General features: G+C 50.1%; 20 protein-coding genes. 10 read left to right on the top strand and 10 right to left on the bottom strand.

What is annotated here, in order from left to right; all coding sequences use genetic code 11:
* Window positions 1-191 precede the first annotated feature (191 nt).
* On the top strand, window positions 192-392 hold the full coding sequence (locus tag AC6EI9_RS06100; RefSeq protein ID WP_498469607.1) for a hypothetical protein: 201 nt from the start codon (window positions 192-194) through the stop codon (window positions 390-392).
* 29 nt (window positions 393-421) lie between these two features.
* Here the strand turns inward: AC6EI9_RS06100 and AC6EI9_RS06095 are convergent, their stop codons facing one another.
* Both AC6EI9_RS06095 and AC6EI9_RS06090 read right to left on the bottom strand, forming a co-directional pair.
* The gene (locus AC6EI9_RS06095; protein ID WP_498469606.1) at window positions 422-685 is read right to left on the bottom strand and encodes a DUF1651 domain-containing protein; all 264 of its coding nucleotides are present in this window, start codon (window positions 683-685) and stop codon (window positions 422-424) included.
* Window positions 686-1,117: 432 nt separating this feature from the next.
* Entirely contained in the window at window positions 1,118-1,348 is a 231-nt protein-coding gene (locus AC6EI9_RS06090) for a hypothetical protein (RefSeq protein ID WP_498469605.1), read from the bottom strand.
* 262 nt (window positions 1,349-1,610) lie between these two features.
* On the opposite strand from AC6EI9_RS06090, the gene AC6EI9_RS06085 reads away from it, so the two are divergent.
* Complete coding sequence (locus tag AC6EI9_RS06085; RefSeq protein ID WP_498469604.1) at window positions 1,611-1,898, top strand: hypothetical protein; 288 nt, start codon at window positions 1,611-1,613, stop codon at window positions 1,896-1,898.
* 131 nt (window positions 1,899-2,029) lie between these two features.
* Here AC6EI9_RS06085 and AC6EI9_RS06080 read toward each other — a convergent pair whose 3' ends face one another.
* On the bottom strand, window positions 2,030-2,974 hold the full coding sequence (locus tag AC6EI9_RS06080; RefSeq protein WP_498469603.1) for a PhnD/SsuA/transferrin family substrate-binding protein: 945 nt from the start codon (window positions 2,972-2,974) through the stop codon (window positions 2,030-2,032).
* Window positions 2,975-3,327: 353 nt separating this feature from the next.
* On the bottom strand, window positions 3,328-3,678 hold the full coding sequence (locus tag AC6EI9_RS06075) for a hypothetical protein (RefSeq protein ID WP_498469602.1): 351 nt from the start codon (window positions 3,676-3,678) through the stop codon (window positions 3,328-3,330).
* Window positions 3,679-4,013: 335 nt separating this feature from the next.
* Here AC6EI9_RS06075 and AC6EI9_RS06070 point away from each other — a divergent pair, with 335 nt between their 5' ends.
* The 6 genes from AC6EI9_RS06070 (at window position 4,014) to AC6EI9_RS06045 (ending at window position 8,613) form a co-directional block, all read left to right on the top strand.
* Window positions 4,014-4,148 (top strand): hypothetical protein, encoded by a 135-nt coding sequence (locus AC6EI9_RS06070; RefSeq protein WP_498469601.1) that lies wholly within the window; start codon window positions 4,014-4,016, stop codon window positions 4,146-4,148.
* 771 nt (window positions 4,149-4,919) lie between these two features.
* A complete protein-coding gene (locus AC6EI9_RS06065; RefSeq protein ID WP_498469600.1) occupies window positions 4,920-5,123 on the top strand; it encodes a metallothionein in 204 nt (67 codons plus the stop codon).
* A 1,263-nt stretch (window positions 5,124-6,386) separates the two neighbouring features.
* Window positions 6,387-6,608: a hypothetical protein gene (locus AC6EI9_RS06060; protein WP_498469599.1), complete on the top strand. Its 222-nt coding sequence runs from the start codon at window positions 6,387-6,389 to the stop codon at window positions 6,606-6,608.
* Window positions 6,609-7,190: 582 nt separating this feature from the next.
* Window positions 7,191-7,478: a hypothetical protein gene (locus tag AC6EI9_RS06055; protein WP_498469598.1), complete on the top strand. Its 288-nt coding sequence runs from the start codon at window positions 7,191-7,193 to the stop codon at window positions 7,476-7,478.
* Between the two features lie 84 nt (window positions 7,479-7,562).
* On the top strand, window positions 7,563-7,982 hold the full coding sequence (locus AC6EI9_RS06050; RefSeq protein WP_498469597.1) for a hypothetical protein: 420 nt from the start codon (window positions 7,563-7,565) through the stop codon (window positions 7,980-7,982).
* 184 nt (window positions 7,983-8,166) lie between these two features.
* Window positions 8,167-8,613 carry a hypothetical protein gene (locus AC6EI9_RS06045; RefSeq protein ID WP_498469596.1) on the top strand — a complete coding sequence of 149 codons (447 nt, stop codon included), beginning with the start codon at window positions 8,167-8,169 and terminating at the stop codon, window positions 8,611-8,613.
* A 659-nt stretch (window positions 8,614-9,272) separates the two neighbouring features.
* On the opposite strand, the gene AC6EI9_RS06040 is transcribed toward AC6EI9_RS06045, so the two are convergent.
* The 4 genes from AC6EI9_RS06040 to AC6EI9_RS06025 all read right to left on the bottom strand — a co-directional run bounded on the left by AC6EI9_RS06040 (window position 9,273) and on the right by AC6EI9_RS06025 (window position 11,494).
* Window positions 9,273-9,431, bottom strand: coding sequence for a hypothetical protein (locus tag AC6EI9_RS06040; protein WP_498469595.1), 159 nt, complete (start codon window positions 9,429-9,431; stop codon window positions 9,273-9,275).
* Window positions 9,432-9,655: 224 nt separating this feature from the next.
* Window positions 9,656-10,249 carry a hypothetical protein gene (locus tag AC6EI9_RS06035; protein WP_498469594.1) on the bottom strand — a complete coding sequence of 198 codons (594 nt, stop codon included), beginning with the start codon at window positions 10,247-10,249 and terminating at the stop codon, window positions 9,656-9,658.
* 728 nt (window positions 10,250-10,977) lie between these two features.
* Window positions 10,978-11,172 (bottom strand): hypothetical protein, encoded by a 195-nt coding sequence (locus tag AC6EI9_RS06030; RefSeq protein ID WP_498469593.1) that lies wholly within the window; start codon window positions 11,170-11,172, stop codon window positions 10,978-10,980.
* Between the two features lie 49 nt (window positions 11,173-11,221).
* Window positions 11,222-11,494, bottom strand: a complete 273-nt coding sequence (locus AC6EI9_RS06025) for a DUF1651 domain-containing protein (protein WP_498469592.1) — start codon at window positions 11,492-11,494, stop codon at window positions 11,222-11,224.
* 460 nt (window positions 11,495-11,954) lie between these two features.
* Here AC6EI9_RS06025 and AC6EI9_RS06020 point away from each other — a divergent pair, with 460 nt between their 5' ends.
* Both AC6EI9_RS06020 and AC6EI9_RS06015 read left to right on the top strand, forming a co-directional pair.
* Window positions 11,955-12,941, top strand: coding sequence for a DUF1214 domain-containing protein (locus AC6EI9_RS06020; RefSeq protein WP_498469591.1), 987 nt, complete (start codon window positions 11,955-11,957; stop codon window positions 12,939-12,941).
* A gap of 1,208 nt (window positions 12,942-14,149) precedes the next feature.
* Window positions 14,150-15,397, top strand: a complete 1,248-nt coding sequence (locus AC6EI9_RS06015; protein WP_498469590.1) for a patatin-like phospholipase family protein — start codon at window positions 14,150-14,152, stop codon at window positions 15,395-15,397.
* Window positions 15,398-15,800: 403 nt separating this feature from the next.
* Here the strand turns inward: AC6EI9_RS06015 and AC6EI9_RS06010 are convergent, their stop codons facing one another.
* Together AC6EI9_RS06010 and AC6EI9_RS06005 are read right to left on the bottom strand one after the other, a co-directional pair.
* Window positions 15,801-16,118 carry a DUF3303 domain-containing protein gene (locus AC6EI9_RS06010; protein ID WP_498469589.1) on the bottom strand — a complete coding sequence of 106 codons (318 nt, stop codon included), beginning with the start codon at window positions 16,116-16,118 and terminating at the stop codon, window positions 15,801-15,803.
* A gap of 165 nt (window positions 16,119-16,283) precedes the next feature.
* The gene (locus tag AC6EI9_RS06005; protein WP_498469588.1) at window positions 16,284-17,492 is read right to left on the bottom strand and encodes a YbfB/YjiJ family MFS transporter; all 1,209 of its coding nucleotides are present in this window, start codon (window positions 17,490-17,492) and stop codon (window positions 16,284-16,286) included.
* Window positions 17,493-17,533: the final 41 nt, after the last annotated feature.

Below are 17,533 nucleotides of genomic sequence, written 5' to 3'. Positions count from 1 at the left end.
CGAAGATTCTGTGATCGGGTTTGTGAGGGTCCGTTGGCGCTGAGAGCCATCGCAGCTCCAGACCGATCACCAGAGTTTCACCAGAACTTCGCGGTTTCTGCACCAGAGCAGTGCAGGGGGGTTCACCAGCAGGGCTGTGATCTTGAAGGAGTCGAGGGGGCGCTTCCCCCAGCCATCCAGTCGAGCCAGCCATGTCTATCAAGTCACTCTTCATCTACACCCTTTCCCTGACGCTCGGACTTGGCGCAGTCGCTCATGCTCAATCCCAGTTGGTCGAGCAGCGACTTCACGAGGCCGCTCAAACCGAGGAAGTGGCCTATCGCACCCGCCGTCCTGGGTTTCAATCCAGCTATGCGCCCAACCAATGGCACCGCCAGCAGTGGACTGCCTGATGCGGATTCACCACCCGGTTCAAACGGGGTCACCACTCAGGCGGGCACCGTTTCCAGCCGCCTGACTTCTGCATGGTTTCCCAGGCTTCGATCGCGTTGTGGCGAAGCATTCGCCTGATGACTGGCTGACCACCACCGCGCAGCGGTCTGGTCTCGACGATCACCCACTTGGCATGAGCCGTGGGCGAGTCATTCGTGAAGCTGCAGACCTTTCCCTGCTGAGTGTTTTCCAGCCAGCCGACACCCTGTTTCGGTGGGTGCCGTTCAACCTGTGGGCGGTCTTTGTTCGGCATGGCGCCACGCTGGCAAATCAATCAGCTGATCGCTCACAGCGCTGCTTCGTGGGACTGCTCATTTAGTGCAAAACGATGCTTTGGTGCAAAAAGCTGGCTGCCTCTACAGTTTTGCGCCAAAGTTTGCACCAAATCAGTTTTCTGGATCCACCTAAACTCAGCGCTGGACTGCTTGCTTAACGATTATTGATCCTGCATGGCATGCAGGGGGTCAGGAGTTCGAGTCTCCTGGGCTCCACTGAATGAACTAAGTTGCTTACGTGGCTTCTTTCTTGTGGGCGATTTTCTGTGCTGTCTGGTTATGAACAGCTACAGCTGGAAAGCATTATTTCAGCGACGGCTTTCCAAAAAGTCGATTAGGACATGAACACTTATTCCAGCTTCAGGTTGGCGAAGAGATTATTCGGAAAATAAAATTAATCGCAATTGATCTTATTGATACAAAATTTTTATTTTGCCTGTCGAATGTTCAAACTCCAGGGGCAGGCCAGTCGCCCCATCAATAAAGTCAATAAACTCACGCTGCGCTTTAAAAGCTACACGCACAAGCTTGAGAAATTTGTCATTTTCGATTGAACTTGCTATGAATAGAGAAAGACCCACAATTAATGAGAGACTCATTTCAGCCATTTTACCTATTAGTCGGATGCGCAGCTTCAGCATTATCCATTCTGATTGGAGCCATACCCTCCGAAGCGGTCGATTGGGCCAAGTGTGATGCCATGGGCAAAAGGTATGCCGAGCTGAAATCCTCAAGAGATGCAGCCATGGAATCTGTTCCTGGATGGGTTGATGAAACGCAGGACCCACGTGGCTATGCGAAGTGGAGGAAGGCCGTTATTTCTGTTGGTGAGCCATACGATGCAACAATGCTATCTGTCAGAAATGACGCAATTGCTGAGGGATGCATTCAACAATAAGCTCTATGAAAGCACTTTTACTACTGAGTATCTTATTGCTATCGGCTGGGACTTCTAAAGCCGAAGGAATGGATGCTAAAAATGCTTATTACATGGGTACCGTGTTCGGTGCAGGAATGGCATTATGTGCAACGGTGAAAATGGGCGAACTCAACAAGGACATTGCAAAAGAGACATTAGGTTATTTTGTCAAACGACTTTCAAGCGATCCTGGAAGCAGTGATGTTGCTGATAGCATTCAAAAAACATATCAAGCAGTGAAGCAAGAACCTGAATGTAAGGGAGTATATTAGTCAACAATATTGACTACCTGTTATCACCAATTGAAGGCTGATTGATCGCTTCGACTTTGATCCCCAATAAGCGCCTGGCAATGGACAAGGAACTTCGCTGGCGTCGAGTTTTGGATACAACAGACGCCGCATCAAGACGCTTCACAGCTGGGTAACCCTCCTGAGCTGGAGAGCAGAGCTTCAATCCGTTGATTAGTGACTTCCGGGAATTGTGAGGTCGGCAACTCAAAACCTGGAAACATATAAGAGTCAAGGACTGCACGGCCATCATCAGTCGTGCGATCAAGCTCCAAAAAGGCTTGCTGGACTTTCAGTAAATGCTCTTGTCGCTCCGTATCCATAGGACTGACCGCTGCAATCAGATAATCATTCCGCCCTGGGTTTCCAGTCCATACAACCGCAAGTTCGTCCCGTAACGGCTCTGGAATGAACTGGTCGTCTTTGTCGTTATGGCTGGGAACGAAAACGAAATCGACAAGGCCATTTGCGACTTGAGCAGGCAAATGACGCTGCACTGGTTCATGCAAACACTGATCGATGTCAGCGGGATCAAGCCCAATTTCCTGCATGGCCAATAACGGCTGAAGAAATGCCGAACCCGAAAAGCGGCTTCCGAACCCCACGCGGCGTCCCTTGACCGAAGCCAAGCTGGACTCCTCATTTGGATCCAACTCCTCAACCCAGCGGCGATGCCCCAGCATCACCAATCGATATGAGGGTTTCTGAACCACAAGAGGCACCGCATGGGGTAGAGCCTTGAGCAAGCGGTATCCACCGTAAATTCCAACCAGAATTAGGTCAGCTTCCCCGCGCTCGACCAGTGCATAACTATGGGCGTAGTTGATAGCTGGTACATAGCCGATCGTTAGCCCTGTTGCGTCTTTGAGAAAACTGGTCAGATGATCCATTCGACGCGTCATCTGGGCCTGAGATTCCCATGGTGCTTCAGTGATGCGGAGATCGACTGCATCTTGGGCAGAACTGGATGCAAAAGGCTCACTCTGCTGATCGCAGGAGCTGAACAACAACAACGCTCCGACAAGTAATGGCCATTGCAACGGGCGAGTCCAAAGCATCACTCCTCGTACCTTCGCTTCAAGCTCAAACTAAGCATCAATATCAGTCATGGCTGCCCCCTTGCAGATCAAGTGCAAGGAATACCGTGCGCATGAGGCGTCATGACCCAAGCAGGGTTGTACATGCGGCTGCTTGCACCGACCGCCGTCGTTCGCGTCAAGAACTACTGCCCCGTCTGCAAGAACAAGAACTCACCACCTGGGCTGACACCGTTTCCATCCAGCCGTTTCCAGCCACCAGTTTTCAGGATCGTTTTTCATGCCAAAATCGCTTTGTGATCCTCCTTAGCAACTTGCCAAGTATCAGTCCATAGCTGTTATCAGGACTAGCCAAAGACAAGGAAGTTCGTCCATCACCAAACACCAGGGCAACGAGATTTCATTGCCATAGATAACCCGCTAAAAAACAGATTTGACCCATTGGGCCCCATTGGCGCCACGCCTGCTTCATATCGCAGCTTTTGGATATTCTTGACCCAATCATCATTGAAAGCTGATATTGATTCACTGTTGGCTTTTTCACCACGATCACAATGAAACTGTAGAAGTTCTGGGTATCCCTGCAAAAAGTCATCTCTGACTTTTTGCCACCCATTAATTTCGCCTCCCACAACGCTTTGTGGCATTGCCATCAAGATCACTCCACAAACCAAAAGAGATGACTTCCAATGGTCGTGTTTGCAGTGTTCGGTCGCGGCTTTCATTTGGACGATGCCGATCGCTGAATAATCTCATCGTGCGCAGAGATTTCAGGACTGCCCATAACTCTCGCACTTTCCACCACTCTCTCGGGCCAAGCGCAACATGCGCCTGCCCAACATCGCTGGAGGTCTGGTCTCGATAACAACCCACTGGGCATGCACCATTGGATTGGAGCGGGTGCAGCTTGTTGATGCTTATGTTGCAATCCGCTGACTTGAGCATTTTTGCTACCTGGCCAGGCGCCCGGGGGTGTTTATGTTGCGCGGGTTCTCAGATTCAAAGGCCCCCTTTCGACAGCATTAAGCCCCGCGCTTGCAGCAGCCGGAAACGCCAATCGATGACTGATCTCACACTCAGCATTTCCGCTGCATTGCGTGATGCACAGCTGCAGCGTCTGGAAGCAGCTCTAGCCAGAAAGGTTGCGGCCAAGACCAACACCATCAACGACAAGGGCAAGCCTGCACGCGACTGATCGTTAACTGTCGCTCTACCCCCTGATCAGAAAGCCACATTGGGTTCATCCAGCTTTGGCTGGAGACCTCAATCGTTTTGCTATGGAGGCACTGCTTTCAATCATGCTTGGCGTGTCACTTGCCTGGGTGATGGCCGGGGGCATCGTCTTGATGAGTGAGCGAAGCAGGCGCTCTTGGCGGTCGCATGAAGACTGATTTGCACCTGTTTTAATGCGAGGCAGCGCTACCAGACTGCTTTTCAGCCCTCAGCAGGACGATTCATTTTGTAGATACTGAGGACTAGGCAGGCGCAAGAAAAGCTGACGAACAGAACAAGAAGGTTCTCGCTTGTCATGACGAAGCAGTAAGTACAAATACTCTCTCGGAAAAATCTTGAGGCTGCAAGACGGTGCATCATTCACAACCTGGGATGGCATCTCTTTCACCCTCCTGCATGGCATGCAGGGGAGCAGGAGTTCAGGTCTCCTTGGCTCCATTGGAATAACACCAAGTGGATCATTCCCGCTTGTCCAACTGTGTAAGAGCTCGTTCAGGTGAAATCCGCTTTGTATTCACTCACTCATCCACAGCATCAACGCCGTCTTGGTTCAGTTGTTCTCCGCGGTGTCGACTCACCTGCTTGGTTCGTCAACGTGGCGTCATTCCGGACAAGGTCCGCCGACTGCTTGACCGATAGGCACTGAAGAGCGGTGTTTTTTGTTCGGTAACCCACCAGCGAAATGGTGCCGTGGAGGTCATAGACCGAATGAGTTGCTGCCGAGAGTTTTGCGATGACTGAAGCTTTGCTTTTGTGCGACTGCTCGCTTTGCAAGCACAGCGTTGAAGAAACGCGATCCATCAGGATTGGCGGCCAGCATTTCTGTTCTGAGACTTGTGCCAAGGGACATCCGCGTATGGAGCCATGTCATGGCGATCAGGATGGTTGTCACTGCGGGACTGGAGAGTTGGCACTGCTTTTGGCGGCTACTCCTTAGTTCAGCCTTAGCCGATGATGAAGACGCCACACTGTGAGCGCATTCGATGAACGTTGTGCGCAACTTAGGCTGCAGTTGATGAATCATCCTGGCGCTCTTCACTCGCTGCACTGCCCTCTCGATTCCCGTGCATCCATCCAGAAGTCAGGCGAATGGAAGCGATGACCGCCGAAGAGGTGAGATTCACTCACAGACTCCAACGCAGACGAAGGTTCCTGGATCACTGAAGGCAAGAATCATCAAAACAGCCACGATGCTTCCAGCAATCAGTACGACAGGCCAGATTTCCTCTTCAGGACGCATTCCAAGAAAGAACCAAAGTTGATTGATAATGAATCTACTTTTGCTGGAGCAGTGATGAATCACATCCCCCAGGCGAGTGAATCTCCCCTGCAGTTGCTAGCCAGTGGTACCGACCCGAACGGGGGAGTCAGGCGCCTGGTAGACCACCTGATCGGGTGATGTGGGAATAGTCCAGTTCAGCAATGATGAATAGATCGGAGGGATGACCTCCTCTATTCACACCAAACAAATGAAACTCCTCTCTTCCATCGTTGCTGCTGCTGTTGTTGGTTCCTCAATGTTGATGGCGCCACCTGCTGCGGACGCAAAGGATCACCACCACCATCACCATCGACATCATGAGCTAAGAAGAATTCATCGTGACTTTCGCCATGATGTTCGCGAATTTGATCATTACCAGAGAGCCTATAATCGTGATTGGCGACATGCTCGGAGGGTCTATAACCGCGAGGTGTATGGCTACCCGCGAGTGATTCCTGCTTACCGGTACAACTATCGTCATCCTGGATTCGGAATTCAAATTAGGTTCTGATTGAATCTTCCGTCGGGAAGCCTGAAGCCATGAAAGCGAGGCTGAAAGCCATACAAGACCCGAAAGGGAAAAGCAGGGGGCGTTGAGTAGTCGCTATCGATCTCCCGACGAACCAACTTCACACCAATCAAGCCCCGCCTCTAGCGGGGTTCTTGCTGCCCTGGAGCGATGGCGTCGCAAGGTCCTTTATCAGCTTCGCCCCTGCTGGCACTGTGTTCTGAGCCATTCACCAGAAGCTCACCAGAACTTCTAGGGGTTTGCACATAACTATGCAGCTTGGATCACCAGAAGAGCTGTGATCTTGAAGGAGTCGAGGGGCCAGCAACCCCAAACATTCACTCCTTCAAACAATGACGACTCCTAACAACACATACAAAGTAACCACAGCTGTTCTTTGTGCTGGTCTGATCGGTGCAACAACTTGTGCCTTGGCACCAGCGGCTGAAGCCCGCAGCTACGAACAGCAAAGACGGCAGGAGCTGAGGCAGCTACGCCGAGACATTCGTCGCGACACCCGTGAATACAGGCGTGCTCGGCGGCAATATCGCCGTGAGGTCGACCGTTATCCACGCGTGATTCCTGCTTATGGACTCAGGTATGGCAACGTCTATCGAGCACCCGCAGGATTTGGTATCCAGTTGCGCTTCTGAAGCAATGTGGAAACTTGTACAGACGCAAGCTGTGAAGGTCTCCCTCCAAATCATTCACCACCTCGAAGCCCCGCGAAGTGCGGGGCATTGAGGTGTGAGGGGTCAGACCATCAGCGGCAACCGCAGGCGAGACCATCTGCGCAACGTTCACAGCAGAAGGCTTTGCCGTGTCGCATTACAGCTTTCGCAGCCTCGACGCTGCACTGACAGCCGCTGTTGCATTGACACTTGATGAGATCGGTATTCATGGTGATGACCGGAATGGAACAGTTCCTGTCTATTGCTGATGAACGTGACTCAACAGAGGGAGGACCGACCCTCGAGGTACGGTTTAACGTGCACTTATGCGTAGCCGAAACAGTCACAAGCATCCCCAGCAGGAGCCCCTCAAAACAAGTCGTGAGGAGTGTCTCCGGCCGGTTGCAAAGCACCAGCGGGAGCTGACCAGAACGCCCTGGCGAAACGCTGAAGGCTGGTGGAAGCTCACCACATCAGGTCGGCTCTGGTGGGCACCTCCGGGCGCTCGCCGCTGGCGCTGGACACCATGGTTCGTCGCGGACGGTCAGCTCTGGCACTCAGGCAATGCACCCAGCCCTGAAGACACGGATTCACTGCTGGAGCGACTGGCTGAAGGGCGCCGGAAGCAGCTGGATGATCGCCTTGAAAGACGTGCTGCTGATGCTCGCCGCCGCCGGGCACTCAGGCCAGCCCGTCCAGCGAGGCAGTGCTGCTGCTGTGGCTGCACGTTCACGCCGAAACGTGCAGATGCCAGGTGTTGTTCCGGTCGATGCAGAGCGAAGCTCAGCCGGAATCAGACCTCAGAGGATTGCTGCGGTACTGAGTGCGGCTGAGGCTCCCCCGAGCGGGTGAGCGGAAGATTTCTGTTTCACCCCTCTGAGTGATGTGGGTTTAGTTCAGTTCAGCGATAGTGGATACACTGCATGAGCGACCAAGATGCCTTTATTTAATAGAATGAAGCGCTTCCGTTTAATGGCTTTCTTGGTAATATTTATTGGGGCAAATGTAAGTGGAGAAAGGTTGTCTGCTGGGCCGATGTGGGCATATAAAATGGCGTCACATGAATGCCAACTTCTTGAAAGCGGCACTCCGAGGCCTTTGTCGACACAGCTTACCTATGAAAAGTTCCCGGAATATGGAAAGTATATTGATGAATATGGAGTCGATGAGTGGGTTGGTGAAATGATTGAGCAATGCCCGCAATTTTCATCAATCAGTCAAGATGGCAATACAGGCGGCTCTGTCAATCAAGAACCTGATAGCGACTGTTCGCTCGATGGTTCTCAAATTTACGACATCAGTAGAGGGCGAAAAGTTGTTGTCTCAGGTACGAATTGTGTGATGTCATTCAACTGATTTAATTTATATCAACCCAAAAGGCCATGTAAATCTTAAGGGAAAAGCAGGGAGCATTGTTGTGTCTTTGCCTTCTATCTCCCGGCAGCCGCAGTGATGTTCATCGGCAGTCTTTGCAGTGTTATCGCAAGCGCCAGCGTGACCCTGAATAAAGTGGCATGATGCGCGGACTAAAGCCACTCTCATGCTTCGCTGCTTATCTCAAGGTGTTCTTGTTACAGCTGTTTCCGTAGCCCTGCTTCCTCTAAAGGCGCAAATAAGTTCAGTTGAGCAGAATACTGTTCATATTGAGTGCCGTGGTAAGAAGACGCAGGGTTCAGGCGTGGCAACTGGTTTTTCGATCAATCATCCAGTTCTTGTCCGCTACAAATTGGATCAATCAGCCTCCTCTCTGATTGAGATTGACATTGATCCCAGTGAATTATCTGCAGGCAAATATCCTATTCCGATTACAATGTATGGGAAAACTTTAATGGCGAAATTTAAAAATCAAAATTTGCAAAAAGATTATGAGGTTCAGATTCGTGGAGATGATCGTTTGTTCTCGATCACTGTTTTCCCTTCCAGTGGGTTCGATCCTGATGCTTGGTACGGCCAATGTTCGAAGATTCAGTCGTCCATCATGGATTGATCAGGTTGAGGCCATTGCTTCTGTAAGACCAGCCGTTGGCGTAGATGTGCTGCCCACCGGGCGCGCCATGTGTACCCGTTTCTGGCGAGCTGTGCCAATCACATTCGCGACACATCGGGGTCTCCCCTCGATGTCATGACTTTGTTCAGGCTGTGTTCGATAAAACATCCACGGGGTGGGTCCGAATACAGATCGATGTCTTGTGCGGTCAAGGGGTTTGGACCTTCAGAAGCGTTCGAGGAGGAGAGCTCAGTCGGTGGTGTTTGGCCAGGATGTTGACCGAGCCATGATCCAGTTGGTGTTCAGATGGTGACTGTCTATCTGAACTGGACAGTGCGGATGAAATCTCTGTCAGAGTCATTCACCAATGACGGTTCAAGACCATCGAAAGCCTTGTCGTTTTATCCATCAGCAGTGTTTTTCTGATGCTGATGGCGATCAGTTCCAAGCTCTACAGCCCAGCTGAAAGCTGAGAATTGACTGCGTGCGCAGGCGGGGTTCACCTGCGATTGAGACTGAGGCAGCTCTGAGATGTCCACAAGATGTTGGTTGATCTCATCAGCATTTTCAGGATCAGGGCAGAGGTCTGCACGATCAGCAGGGATGACCCAGCTTTCCGCTGAGCATCACCTGTTCAATTGAAAAGGCAGTGTTGTGGGTCAAATCGAGTTAGGCATTAACTCTGAAACGTTGGGCATTGGGTCTGGCTTGCCATCAGCAATGGCTCGAGCACGCAGATAAAACCAGCTGCTGGTGTCTCCATTTGCTTCCATCTTCTCAGCGATGGCTTTCCAGTTGTTGATTTCGGCTTGATCCATGAAAGTGTTTCATTCAAGCCAATGCTGGGAAGCGCTCAAGGTTTCCGTGAGCTCTCCAGGTCGTAATGACCGGCATTTCAACCAGCGCTGAGGGGAACGGCCAGGCTGTATCAAGTCTGATTGAGCGGGAGGCTGTCTGCTGGGCTCAGGCAAAATCGCGGTTTCGAATTTCATTGATTCTCTGCATTGGTGCGCATCAATGAGCGCATGTTCGCCGTCGATGATCAGTCGAACGCTGCGGGGTCGCTGATCAGCGTCTGGTCGATCTGCAGCACTGAACGTCCGTCCGCACTCACAAGAATCCTTGTCATCAGGGCTGGAGACCCTGTGGATTGTTCCCAACCAGGAGCACCTCCAGGAATCTTGAATTCAAATCCTTCGGGTCCAGCGTGGATCAGGCAGGGATTATTCGATGCACTTTCATACATGCAGATACCTGGGCGATAAATTCTCAGGCCACCATTTCTCTTCGTTGCAGCACCTCGGGCAAGATTGATTGCTCTTCGTGCTGCGAATGGATCGTTGCGAATATATCGATTCACGACTTCTTGATCGGGAGACGTTTCGGCGTATGGGCTTGGTCCAGTGCTGATTCCAGGATCAGTGAATGGTTGTTCAGCCTCTTCTGCAAGGCCTTCATCGGGCGACGTGATCGTGGGTTCTGTCGGCGTGATGCTTTCACAACTCACTTCAGGTGTGCTGAGGTCGACCAAGCTCGCCGCGACAGGGCGACGAGTCTCCCTGTCGAAGCATTGATAGTTCATGGCCTCGCTCCATGCGGTCTGTGCTGTCGTGATCAGCAATGCGGTCGATCCCAAGCAAAGGCTCAGCCGCTGCATTGAAATCCAGGAAGTTGTGGTGTTCAAAAGTCGTGAGTTTGAGAGGTTCTGGTCCAAGGCAATGCTGACTGGCGTGACACCCTCGTAGGCCTTCGTCCAGAGGCCATGTTGTCAGCTCAATCGTTGTTGAGCAGCGCAATGGCCGATGGCAGCAACTGATTGATCTCAGAAAAGGTCAGGGTCAATCTCAGTTTCATGATTCAGTCTGAGAACCATCCGTAGCATTGCCGCGATACAGGCTCTGTCATCTCTTCCAATTAGCGTCTTTCCAGTCGCTCACCATTGCGGTCAGCTCATCCTGTGCACTGTTGATGAATTCACCGGTCCTCTTCATGGTCACATCTGTGCTGCTTGGTCTTCAGCCTCAAGTCTTGGCGCAGTCCTCGAAGTCGACACTGTTTGCCGCGGGTCTTGCTGCTGCACTGAGTTGATTCACGTCCTTCCGCCGGGTCATGAGCTGATCCATCAGGAGCGGGCCTCTACACCACAGGCCATGCTTCAGGCCTTCAGTCAGCTTCTCTTTCGGGTCGGCTGCCATCGGCCTTCTTCCAGTCACATCACTTCCGCGTGTCCATTGATCCACTCTTCGGAGGTGAGGGTGAGGGGCGCCATCGATTAGGGCTGTTGTCGACCAGAACCAACGTCGATCAGGACCACTGTCGACCAGAACCAACGTCGATCTGAAAATCCAGGCGAGTGAGGGATGCTCACATCTCCATTGAGGTGTCTTTCACGCAAGGCACCGGGGCTCGTTCCGAACCTTCGGTGACGCCCTCCCAGTAGGACGCTGGCTTGACCACCACCAAAGCCAACACGCCGGCCACACTCAGAACCAGCATCAGGCCAATGGCGCGTAAGAGGTGATGTGTGATGTCGTCTGGGTGACGCTCAGTTTTGGCCATGGGAATGCATCGGTTGAGCTAATTCTGGCCACTACTCTGAGCAACCCAGTCAGCGGACAGGTGCGTGGCACCTGCGCCAACCCACCATTTGCATGTTTTTCCAGGCCTCCACGGCGTTGTGCCGGAGCATGCGCCTCTGGCTCTGCGGAACCGGTGGATGTGGCCTCACCCAGCGATACGTGCTCAAGATCACCCACTGGCCATGAGCAGTCGGGTTGTCGTTGCTGAATCTCACGAGCAGCTGTGCATCACCATTCACCAGCCAGCCCTCTCCTCCGGGCTTCGGTGGGGATTCATGAGTGGCGCGATAGCGATTCGGCATCGATGCAGTCTGGCGCTCATCCGGTTTGATCCGTGTGCGAGGAAGGCCTCAGGTGAGACCACCTCTGCGCTTGATCAGCTGTCCGTTGTCAATCTCTCGTCTTGACCGAAACGAAACATGTTGTCTCCTAGGGGATTCTCTGAGTTGGACCTGATTGCTCGATCCCTGCTCGACCATGCCTGGAAGTGGATCAATCATCCGTTCTCAGGTCTGTGGTCCGAATCGTTTTCCAGGCGTCGATGACGTCATGTCTGTACTCAAGGACTGCAAAGACCAATCCGCACGATTGGGATCAGCTTGAGCTGCCCGATTTCATTGATTTGTTTACGTTGTGAGAAATCTCTAATTTGTTGTGGTCCGATTTCTTCCGCTCGCAATCCTCACACCACTGAGTGCACTTTGCGTTGGATCGATAGCTCAAACTAATCATGTTTCACCTGATGCCGTCAACGGGTTTGCTGTGACAGCGGTCGATCTGCATGATAAAAATATTTCCAGCATCGATGGACAAAATGTTGCTGATGCATCTTCCCCAATCATTGTGACTGAAGATAATTTCTCTCAGGCTTATTCAAACCTTCGGTTTGACAACATTATTAAAAATACTGGAGGTGTGAATCAATTTCTGGAAATGCCAGTGGCCCCAAGCGATCCCTCTAAGCAATTTGTCGTTCGCATGAATAGAGACACTTATTACTCAACGGCAATCTTCGACATGACTGGCGGTATATATATAACTATTCCTGAAACTGATAAATATATTTCCGTGCAAGTTGTAGATGAAAATCATGAAACCCAGCCGATGATCTACGGTCCTGGCAGGCATAAGCTCACTGCAAAGACAAAGCATGCATTTATTGTCGTCAGGACATTGGATGACCAGGCACGCCGAAATCTCAAGACTGAAACAAACAGCTCAGACTCGTTTGTTGTCAAAGAATGGGATGATGCGTCGTTCAGCAAAGTCGCAGCTGCAGGCAATGCAATTTTTGCTGCTGGTTACGACCAGTCAAAGGCTTATGGAAACCAGGAAAGCGGACAAACTCCTTATTGGAATTTCGTGGGTGCTGCTGGCGGTTGGGGAGGCGCAATGGTTCAGGACAATATCTATCAAACAAGTAAATATATGAGTTCTACAGGTTGCTACGAAATGAAATTTGTAGACCCAGAAGCCAGAGATTTTTGGTCCGTCACGGTTTACAATGGAGATGGTTATATCTTTAATGATGTTGCAAATCTCTCAAGCGAGATGAATCCTCAAAAAAATTCTGACGGCACTTACACCGTGCGATACGGTTGTGATGGTCAGCCTAATAATATTCCAATTCGCGAAGGGAATAAAACTGGTAAATTCAATGTCGTAATGAGGCATTACGGGCCAAGTAAAATGGTCAGTAATAACGAAAATGGATATAATCCAACTACCAATATTGTTAAGGTAAAATAGAATTTGTCTCTCAGCCCAGTCCCGATTATTTTCGGGTGGGAATCATGCTCAATTGAAGTGGCCAATGAATTTGATTTGATTAAACACTTTTCACTGATCAATCAGCAAAAATCGCTACTCATCTGTAGAGCAGCGGTTTTTGCTGTCTCGGAATTGGGAAATTGCAGGACTGACGTCACCAGCGAACGCAAGTATCTCCTAATGCTTTGTGATAACTCGCAGTTCAGAGACTGATCCGACTGATTGAATACCTGCCAATCGTTCAGCACTATTTGTTCAAATCATCGAGGATCATCTTGCTTGTTGCGGGATGATATATCACTGCTTCAAAGATTAAACATTTTCTTACAGTCTCGTAAAGTGATAACGCATTGAACATTCTTTGAATGTGTATTGAATACCCGATATGTTTTGCCTGTGGACATGCACTTTGTTCGCGCGCTGACAAAAGCTTTGAATTCTGTTTTGTATTGGATTTCGGGGACCCAAACTTCCCTCTCAGAGGATGTGTCGTTCAGACGCTCGATGGTATACATGAATCTTCGGCAGATGATGTCATCTTTGCCACCAACGAAGCCAATCGGTGAAATCCACAGCTTCTTGTTGGGATCATCGCTCCAACGTCCCATCGACTCAGTTCAAGCTCTGTGGGAGAAGTCATCAACGGATGGTTGCTCTTGGGCTGCCCTATGGATGCTGCCTGCCATTCTTAGAAAACACGCTTTGTGCGATCTCTGTCCTGTTATCACGTCAGTCCGGCTGAAGTGATCAATTGATCATGCTTCCATCCGCTGATCTAACGCTGATGGTCAAGTTCCTCCCTATTCCTTACAGTGTCAAGGCAAGGACTGTTGGATGGATCAGGTCGTCTCCAGCGCTTTTTCAGCTTCCGCTCAAGATCGTCGAGGCTTCAGAAGCTGATTTTTTGAAGACTGCCTCTAATCGGCACTGACCACAGTCTCAGTGATTGCCGGATGACCCATGTCATTGCTGCTTGCTAGTGCTGACGAGCCACCAACAGATTCTTGGTCATCGAGCGAAGCTGTTGTGCATCCTTCAACTTGTCACTCTTACTCACTCTCAACCTTGAGATGAGACGAGACGAGATGAAACGGTTGAAAAATAATTTCCTACGAAAACTGATGTATAGCTTGTCTTGTGAGACGACTGAATAGAGTTGGTAGAATTAGATTGCTCAACGGAATCTGATGAAAAACAGACATTCTTTTCAGTTCTGGTTGTGGATCTCAGCCTCCTTTGGTCTTGGAGCTGCCTCAATCCTCGTTCTTATCGCCTTGACGTACTTAGGTGCAGTCAACTTTAATTCCGAGAATCGGCTGGCAAAGCGCACCAACATTCCGCAGGCCGAACTGATTGAGCGTCGGAAGCAAGAGATCATTGAGCTACATAAACGAAAGCGAAGATTGACAGAGAATTTGGTTGATCGAATGTACACCAGGTATTTAGACAACCCCAATTCAACGATGGACTTTTTGGTGATATCTGGCGGCGGTGAAAATGGAGCCTTTGGATCGGGATTTCTTGTTGGTTGGTCAAAAGTTACCGATAAAGCAGGATCAATGCCTGTATTCGATGGAGTGACAGGAGTCAGTGCTGGATCTTTAATTGCGCCATTTGCATATATAGGAACTCAACAAAGCCTCGATAGTATTAATCAATTTTTTCGTAACACGACAGCAGATTTTGTTCGTTTAAGAAAGCCAATCTATTTATTGCCCAGTAACATGAGTTTGTTGAAAGTCCCTGGCCTTGAAAGGGCAATCGGTCAAGGTTTTGATCAGTCAACCGCACAACAAATTGTTGATAAAACTAGTCCTGGACGGCTTCTGTTGATTCAGTCAACAAATCTGGATTTGGCATTTCCAGCTGTTTTTGATTTTGTCGCTGCAGCCAAGAAGTCTCTGGCTAATAAGAACACAAAACCAATGACTAACGTTGTTCTCGCTTCAGCTGCCATCCCTGGGATGTTCCCTCCTCGCGAGATGAATGGTTATCTCTATGTTGATGGAGGTGTTGAAGGTAATTTTTACTATGGATGGCATCCTTCAAATCCTGCAGATACATTTGGCGCAGTTTGGAAAAGAAAGCATCCTGATATTCCAATTCCCAAAACTCGTTATTGGGTTATTATTAATGGCAATGTCAGAGAATCGCCAATAACGAGTGATACTGGATGGGCAAGTATTGCTGCGAGAAGTCTGGAGGTTTCAGTCGGTTCAGGACAAGTCGTATCACTTAGGCAGCTTTACGCGATGGCAGAGTTAAATGAACTCCGTGGCCTTGGTCAAGTCGAAGTGCGGTGGATCGCGGTCAAGGAGCCTCTCAATGACGGTATTTTCCCCAATATATTTGATAATAATGTGATGCGGCGGTTGTCAGATCTGGGTGAACGCCTTGGACGCGACTCGAATTCTTGGAATACAGTCTCACCCTGATCCTCTGAAGCTGATCCAGCTGATTGTTGCATTGCCTTGAGTGCTGTCAGCTGAGAATGCACGCAATGCAAGTGGTTCCGTGAGGCTTTAATCGAACTCGGTGATGATGTCGATTAATTAGTTTTGAATCCGTCAACGATGAGACTTTTCAAGTAGTCCTGAATGCCCACAATCAAAAAGGCCGGATTTCTCCGGCCTTCACCCCTCTGCTAAAGAGAATTACTCTCGCCTACTTCTTGGTCGCATCGGGCAGACGGGTTGAGGCTGAGGCATCGGACAGGTTGGTTCTTGTTGTTGACTCATCAGAGGCATCGATAGAAGTTGACCCGACCCCTTTGAAACGTAACTAGCAGAACTTTCAATAGGTAGAAACTCTGCTTAGCCCCTTGTTGGCAGTCTTGGCTTATGCAGCGTTGGCAGACGCTTGGATTCCGGGCCACATTGCCGCAAACTCTGCGTCAGAAACCACCGGTGTGACCTCAAATTTGATGCCGAAGCCCTTGATCCAAGGCGCCAGATGAGCCCAGACTTTGCCGATGTCACTCGCCACCGCAATTGCCATTCCTCTGCCAGCGATGGGATCACATACGCGGTATCTCAGTTCAAAGCCCTCAAATTTGTCGCCTGGACCTCCTGCATTGATGTATTCAGAAAAAGAGGGGCATGCTTCCCATGAGCCTGCAACTGTTGGGAAGTTCCAGACAATCAGATAGTGCTGCACGAGTTTGATATGAAGATCATTCTTCGTAGCAGAAACCTGGGCTTGTCAGAGTTACGCTTGATTCAATCTTCAGTCAAACTCAGCAGGCTCTTGAAACCGCGTTCCGCTGCAAAGCGACGGTTGATACTGGATTGCAGTGGCTCGCTCAGAAATCAATTGATCTGTTTACTTCGAGGATATCGAATATTGGATCGATTCAAGAACAAACTGTACGGCTACTGCTGTAACACCTAGGATCAGAATAAGGTCAAGATTTTGTCTTGCGAGCTGCGCTGTGGCAGATGAGAAGATGATGAAGCCTAAGGCTCCTATTGATGTGGCAACAGACCATGCTCGCCGTTGTGCATCTTCGTCGCAAAGTTGTCCTAGCCTGTCAAGCGTAAGTGTTCCAGTCATCATATCCCAGACTCCAATGAGGAAAATAGATGCCGATAACATCAGGATATTTTCCGAAACCCCAAAAAGAATCACTCCTAAGAGTCCAACGCTTGAGATTACAGGCAGGAATAACCTGGTTGTTAGTTTTGAAGGCGCTAGTGTCGGAATTAATCCGCCGATGATCAAGCCGATTCCGAACAGGCTGTCGACGCTGCTTGAGACCATGGGGGTTAGTCCAACTTTTTTGATTGCAACCAGCGGCTCGTAAAGAATTGCCGGCACCTGACCAACCTGCATCAGTGCAAATCCCAGAACAATAACGGGAATGAGGACACCGAATTGTTGGCGACTTGTATGGAGACGATGATCTTGTTCTGGCCCTAAATCAGACTTCTTATCGGTTGCTTGCATGCGTTTATTTCTCGACACTAACTTAAGTGTCGGCAGGCTGAGCACGACAGTCAGTATTGCAAGAATGTTCCAGGCTGAGGGTGCAGACGTTGGAGAGAATAAACCGATTGCAACCGCTCCAAGTAATGATCCAACTCCTCCTCCGCACATGATCAGTCCGGTTGCTTTTCTCCTCCATTGGACTGGGATCCGTTCCAGCGCGAGTGTCGGTAGGCCAGAGACAAGATGCGCAGCTCCCCATCCACAAAGCCACCTAAGGATTGATTGACTGGTGAAATGAATCAATCGTCCTTCCAGAACAATGGAAGCAATGATTACAACGATTGCGATGCGTATGGATCTGATCGACGCCTCACGACTTTTCGTGTATGCCTGTTGAATACAGCCGGCCAGGTAGCCGAACATATTGATGGCAGCGAGCTTGCCAATGTCTTCAACGGCGATCCATTCTGCATCTGCCATCAGGCTGCCGATGATCCCAAAATCAAATCGCACCAGGCCAAGCGCGATGGCAATACCGAAACATCCACCAAGGAGATCAAGCCACCAATGATCCCAATTGAGTTTCTTGAGCTTCTGATTCATGCTGTATCGATAAGATTTTCATGATCAAACTTGCAATGACC

The sequence above is a fragment of the Synechococcus sp. MIT2312 genome (genome assembly GCF_059772315.1).
Note: the sequence above shows the minus strand (reverse complement) of the source record. Positions and strands in the feature narration are given on the sequence as shown.

Bases quoted from the DNA above. Each gene is read 5' to 3' on its own strand.
- AC6EI9_RS06100 (WP_498469607.1), top strand. From the start codon at position 192: ATGTCTATCAAGTCACTCTTCATCTACACCCTTTCCCTGACGCTCGGA.
- AC6EI9_RS06095 (WP_498469606.1), bottom strand. From the start codon at position 685: ATGCCGAACAAAGACCGCCCACAGGTTGAACGGCACCCACCGAAACAG.
- AC6EI9_RS06090 (WP_498469605.1), bottom strand. From the start codon at position 1,348: ATGCTGAAGCTGCGCATCCGACTAATAGGTAAAATGGCTGAAATGAGT.
- AC6EI9_RS06085 (WP_498469604.1), top strand. From the start codon at position 1,611: ATGAAAGCACTTTTACTACTGAGTATCTTATTGCTATCGGCTGGGACT.
- AC6EI9_RS06080 (WP_498469603.1), bottom strand. From the start codon at position 2,974: ATGCTTTGGACTCGCCCGTTGCAATGGCCATTACTTGTCGGAGCGTTG.
- AC6EI9_RS06075 (WP_498469602.1), bottom strand. From the start codon at position 3,678: ATGAAAGCCGCGACCGAACACTGCAAACACGACCATTGGAAGTCATCT.
- AC6EI9_RS06070 (WP_498469601.1), top strand. From the start codon at position 4,014: ATGACTGATCTCACACTCAGCATTTCCGCTGCATTGCGTGATGCACAG.
- AC6EI9_RS06065 (WP_498469600.1), top strand. From the start codon at position 4,920: ATGACTGAAGCTTTGCTTTTGTGCGACTGCTCGCTTTGCAAGCACAGC.
- AC6EI9_RS06055 (WP_498469598.1), top strand. From the start codon at position 7,191: ATGCACCCAGCCCTGAAGACACGGATTCACTGCTGGAGCGACTGGCTG.
- AC6EI9_RS06050 (WP_498469597.1), top strand. From the start codon at position 7,563: ATGCCTTTATTTAATAGAATGAAGCGCTTCCGTTTAATGGCTTTCTTG.
- AC6EI9_RS06045 (WP_498469596.1), top strand. From the start codon at position 8,167: ATGCTTCGCTGCTTATCTCAAGGTGTTCTTGTTACAGCTGTTTCCGTA.
- AC6EI9_RS06040 (WP_498469595.1), bottom strand. From the start codon at position 9,431: ATGGATCAAGCCGAAATCAACAACTGGAAAGCCATCGCTGAGAAGATG.
- AC6EI9_RS06030 (WP_498469593.1), bottom strand. From the start codon at position 11,172: ATGGCCAAAACTGAGCGTCACCCAGACGACATCACACATCACCTCTTA.
- AC6EI9_RS06025 (WP_498469592.1), bottom strand. From the start codon at position 11,494: ATGCCGAATCGCTATCGCGCCACTCATGAATCCCCACCGAAGCCCGGA.
- AC6EI9_RS06015 (WP_498469590.1), top strand. From the start codon at position 14,150: ATGAAAAACAGACATTCTTTTCAGTTCTGGTTGTGGATCTCAGCCTCC.
- AC6EI9_RS06005 (WP_498469588.1), bottom strand. From the start codon at position 17,492: ATGAATCAGAAGCTCAAGAAACTCAATTGGGATCATTGGTGGCTTGAT.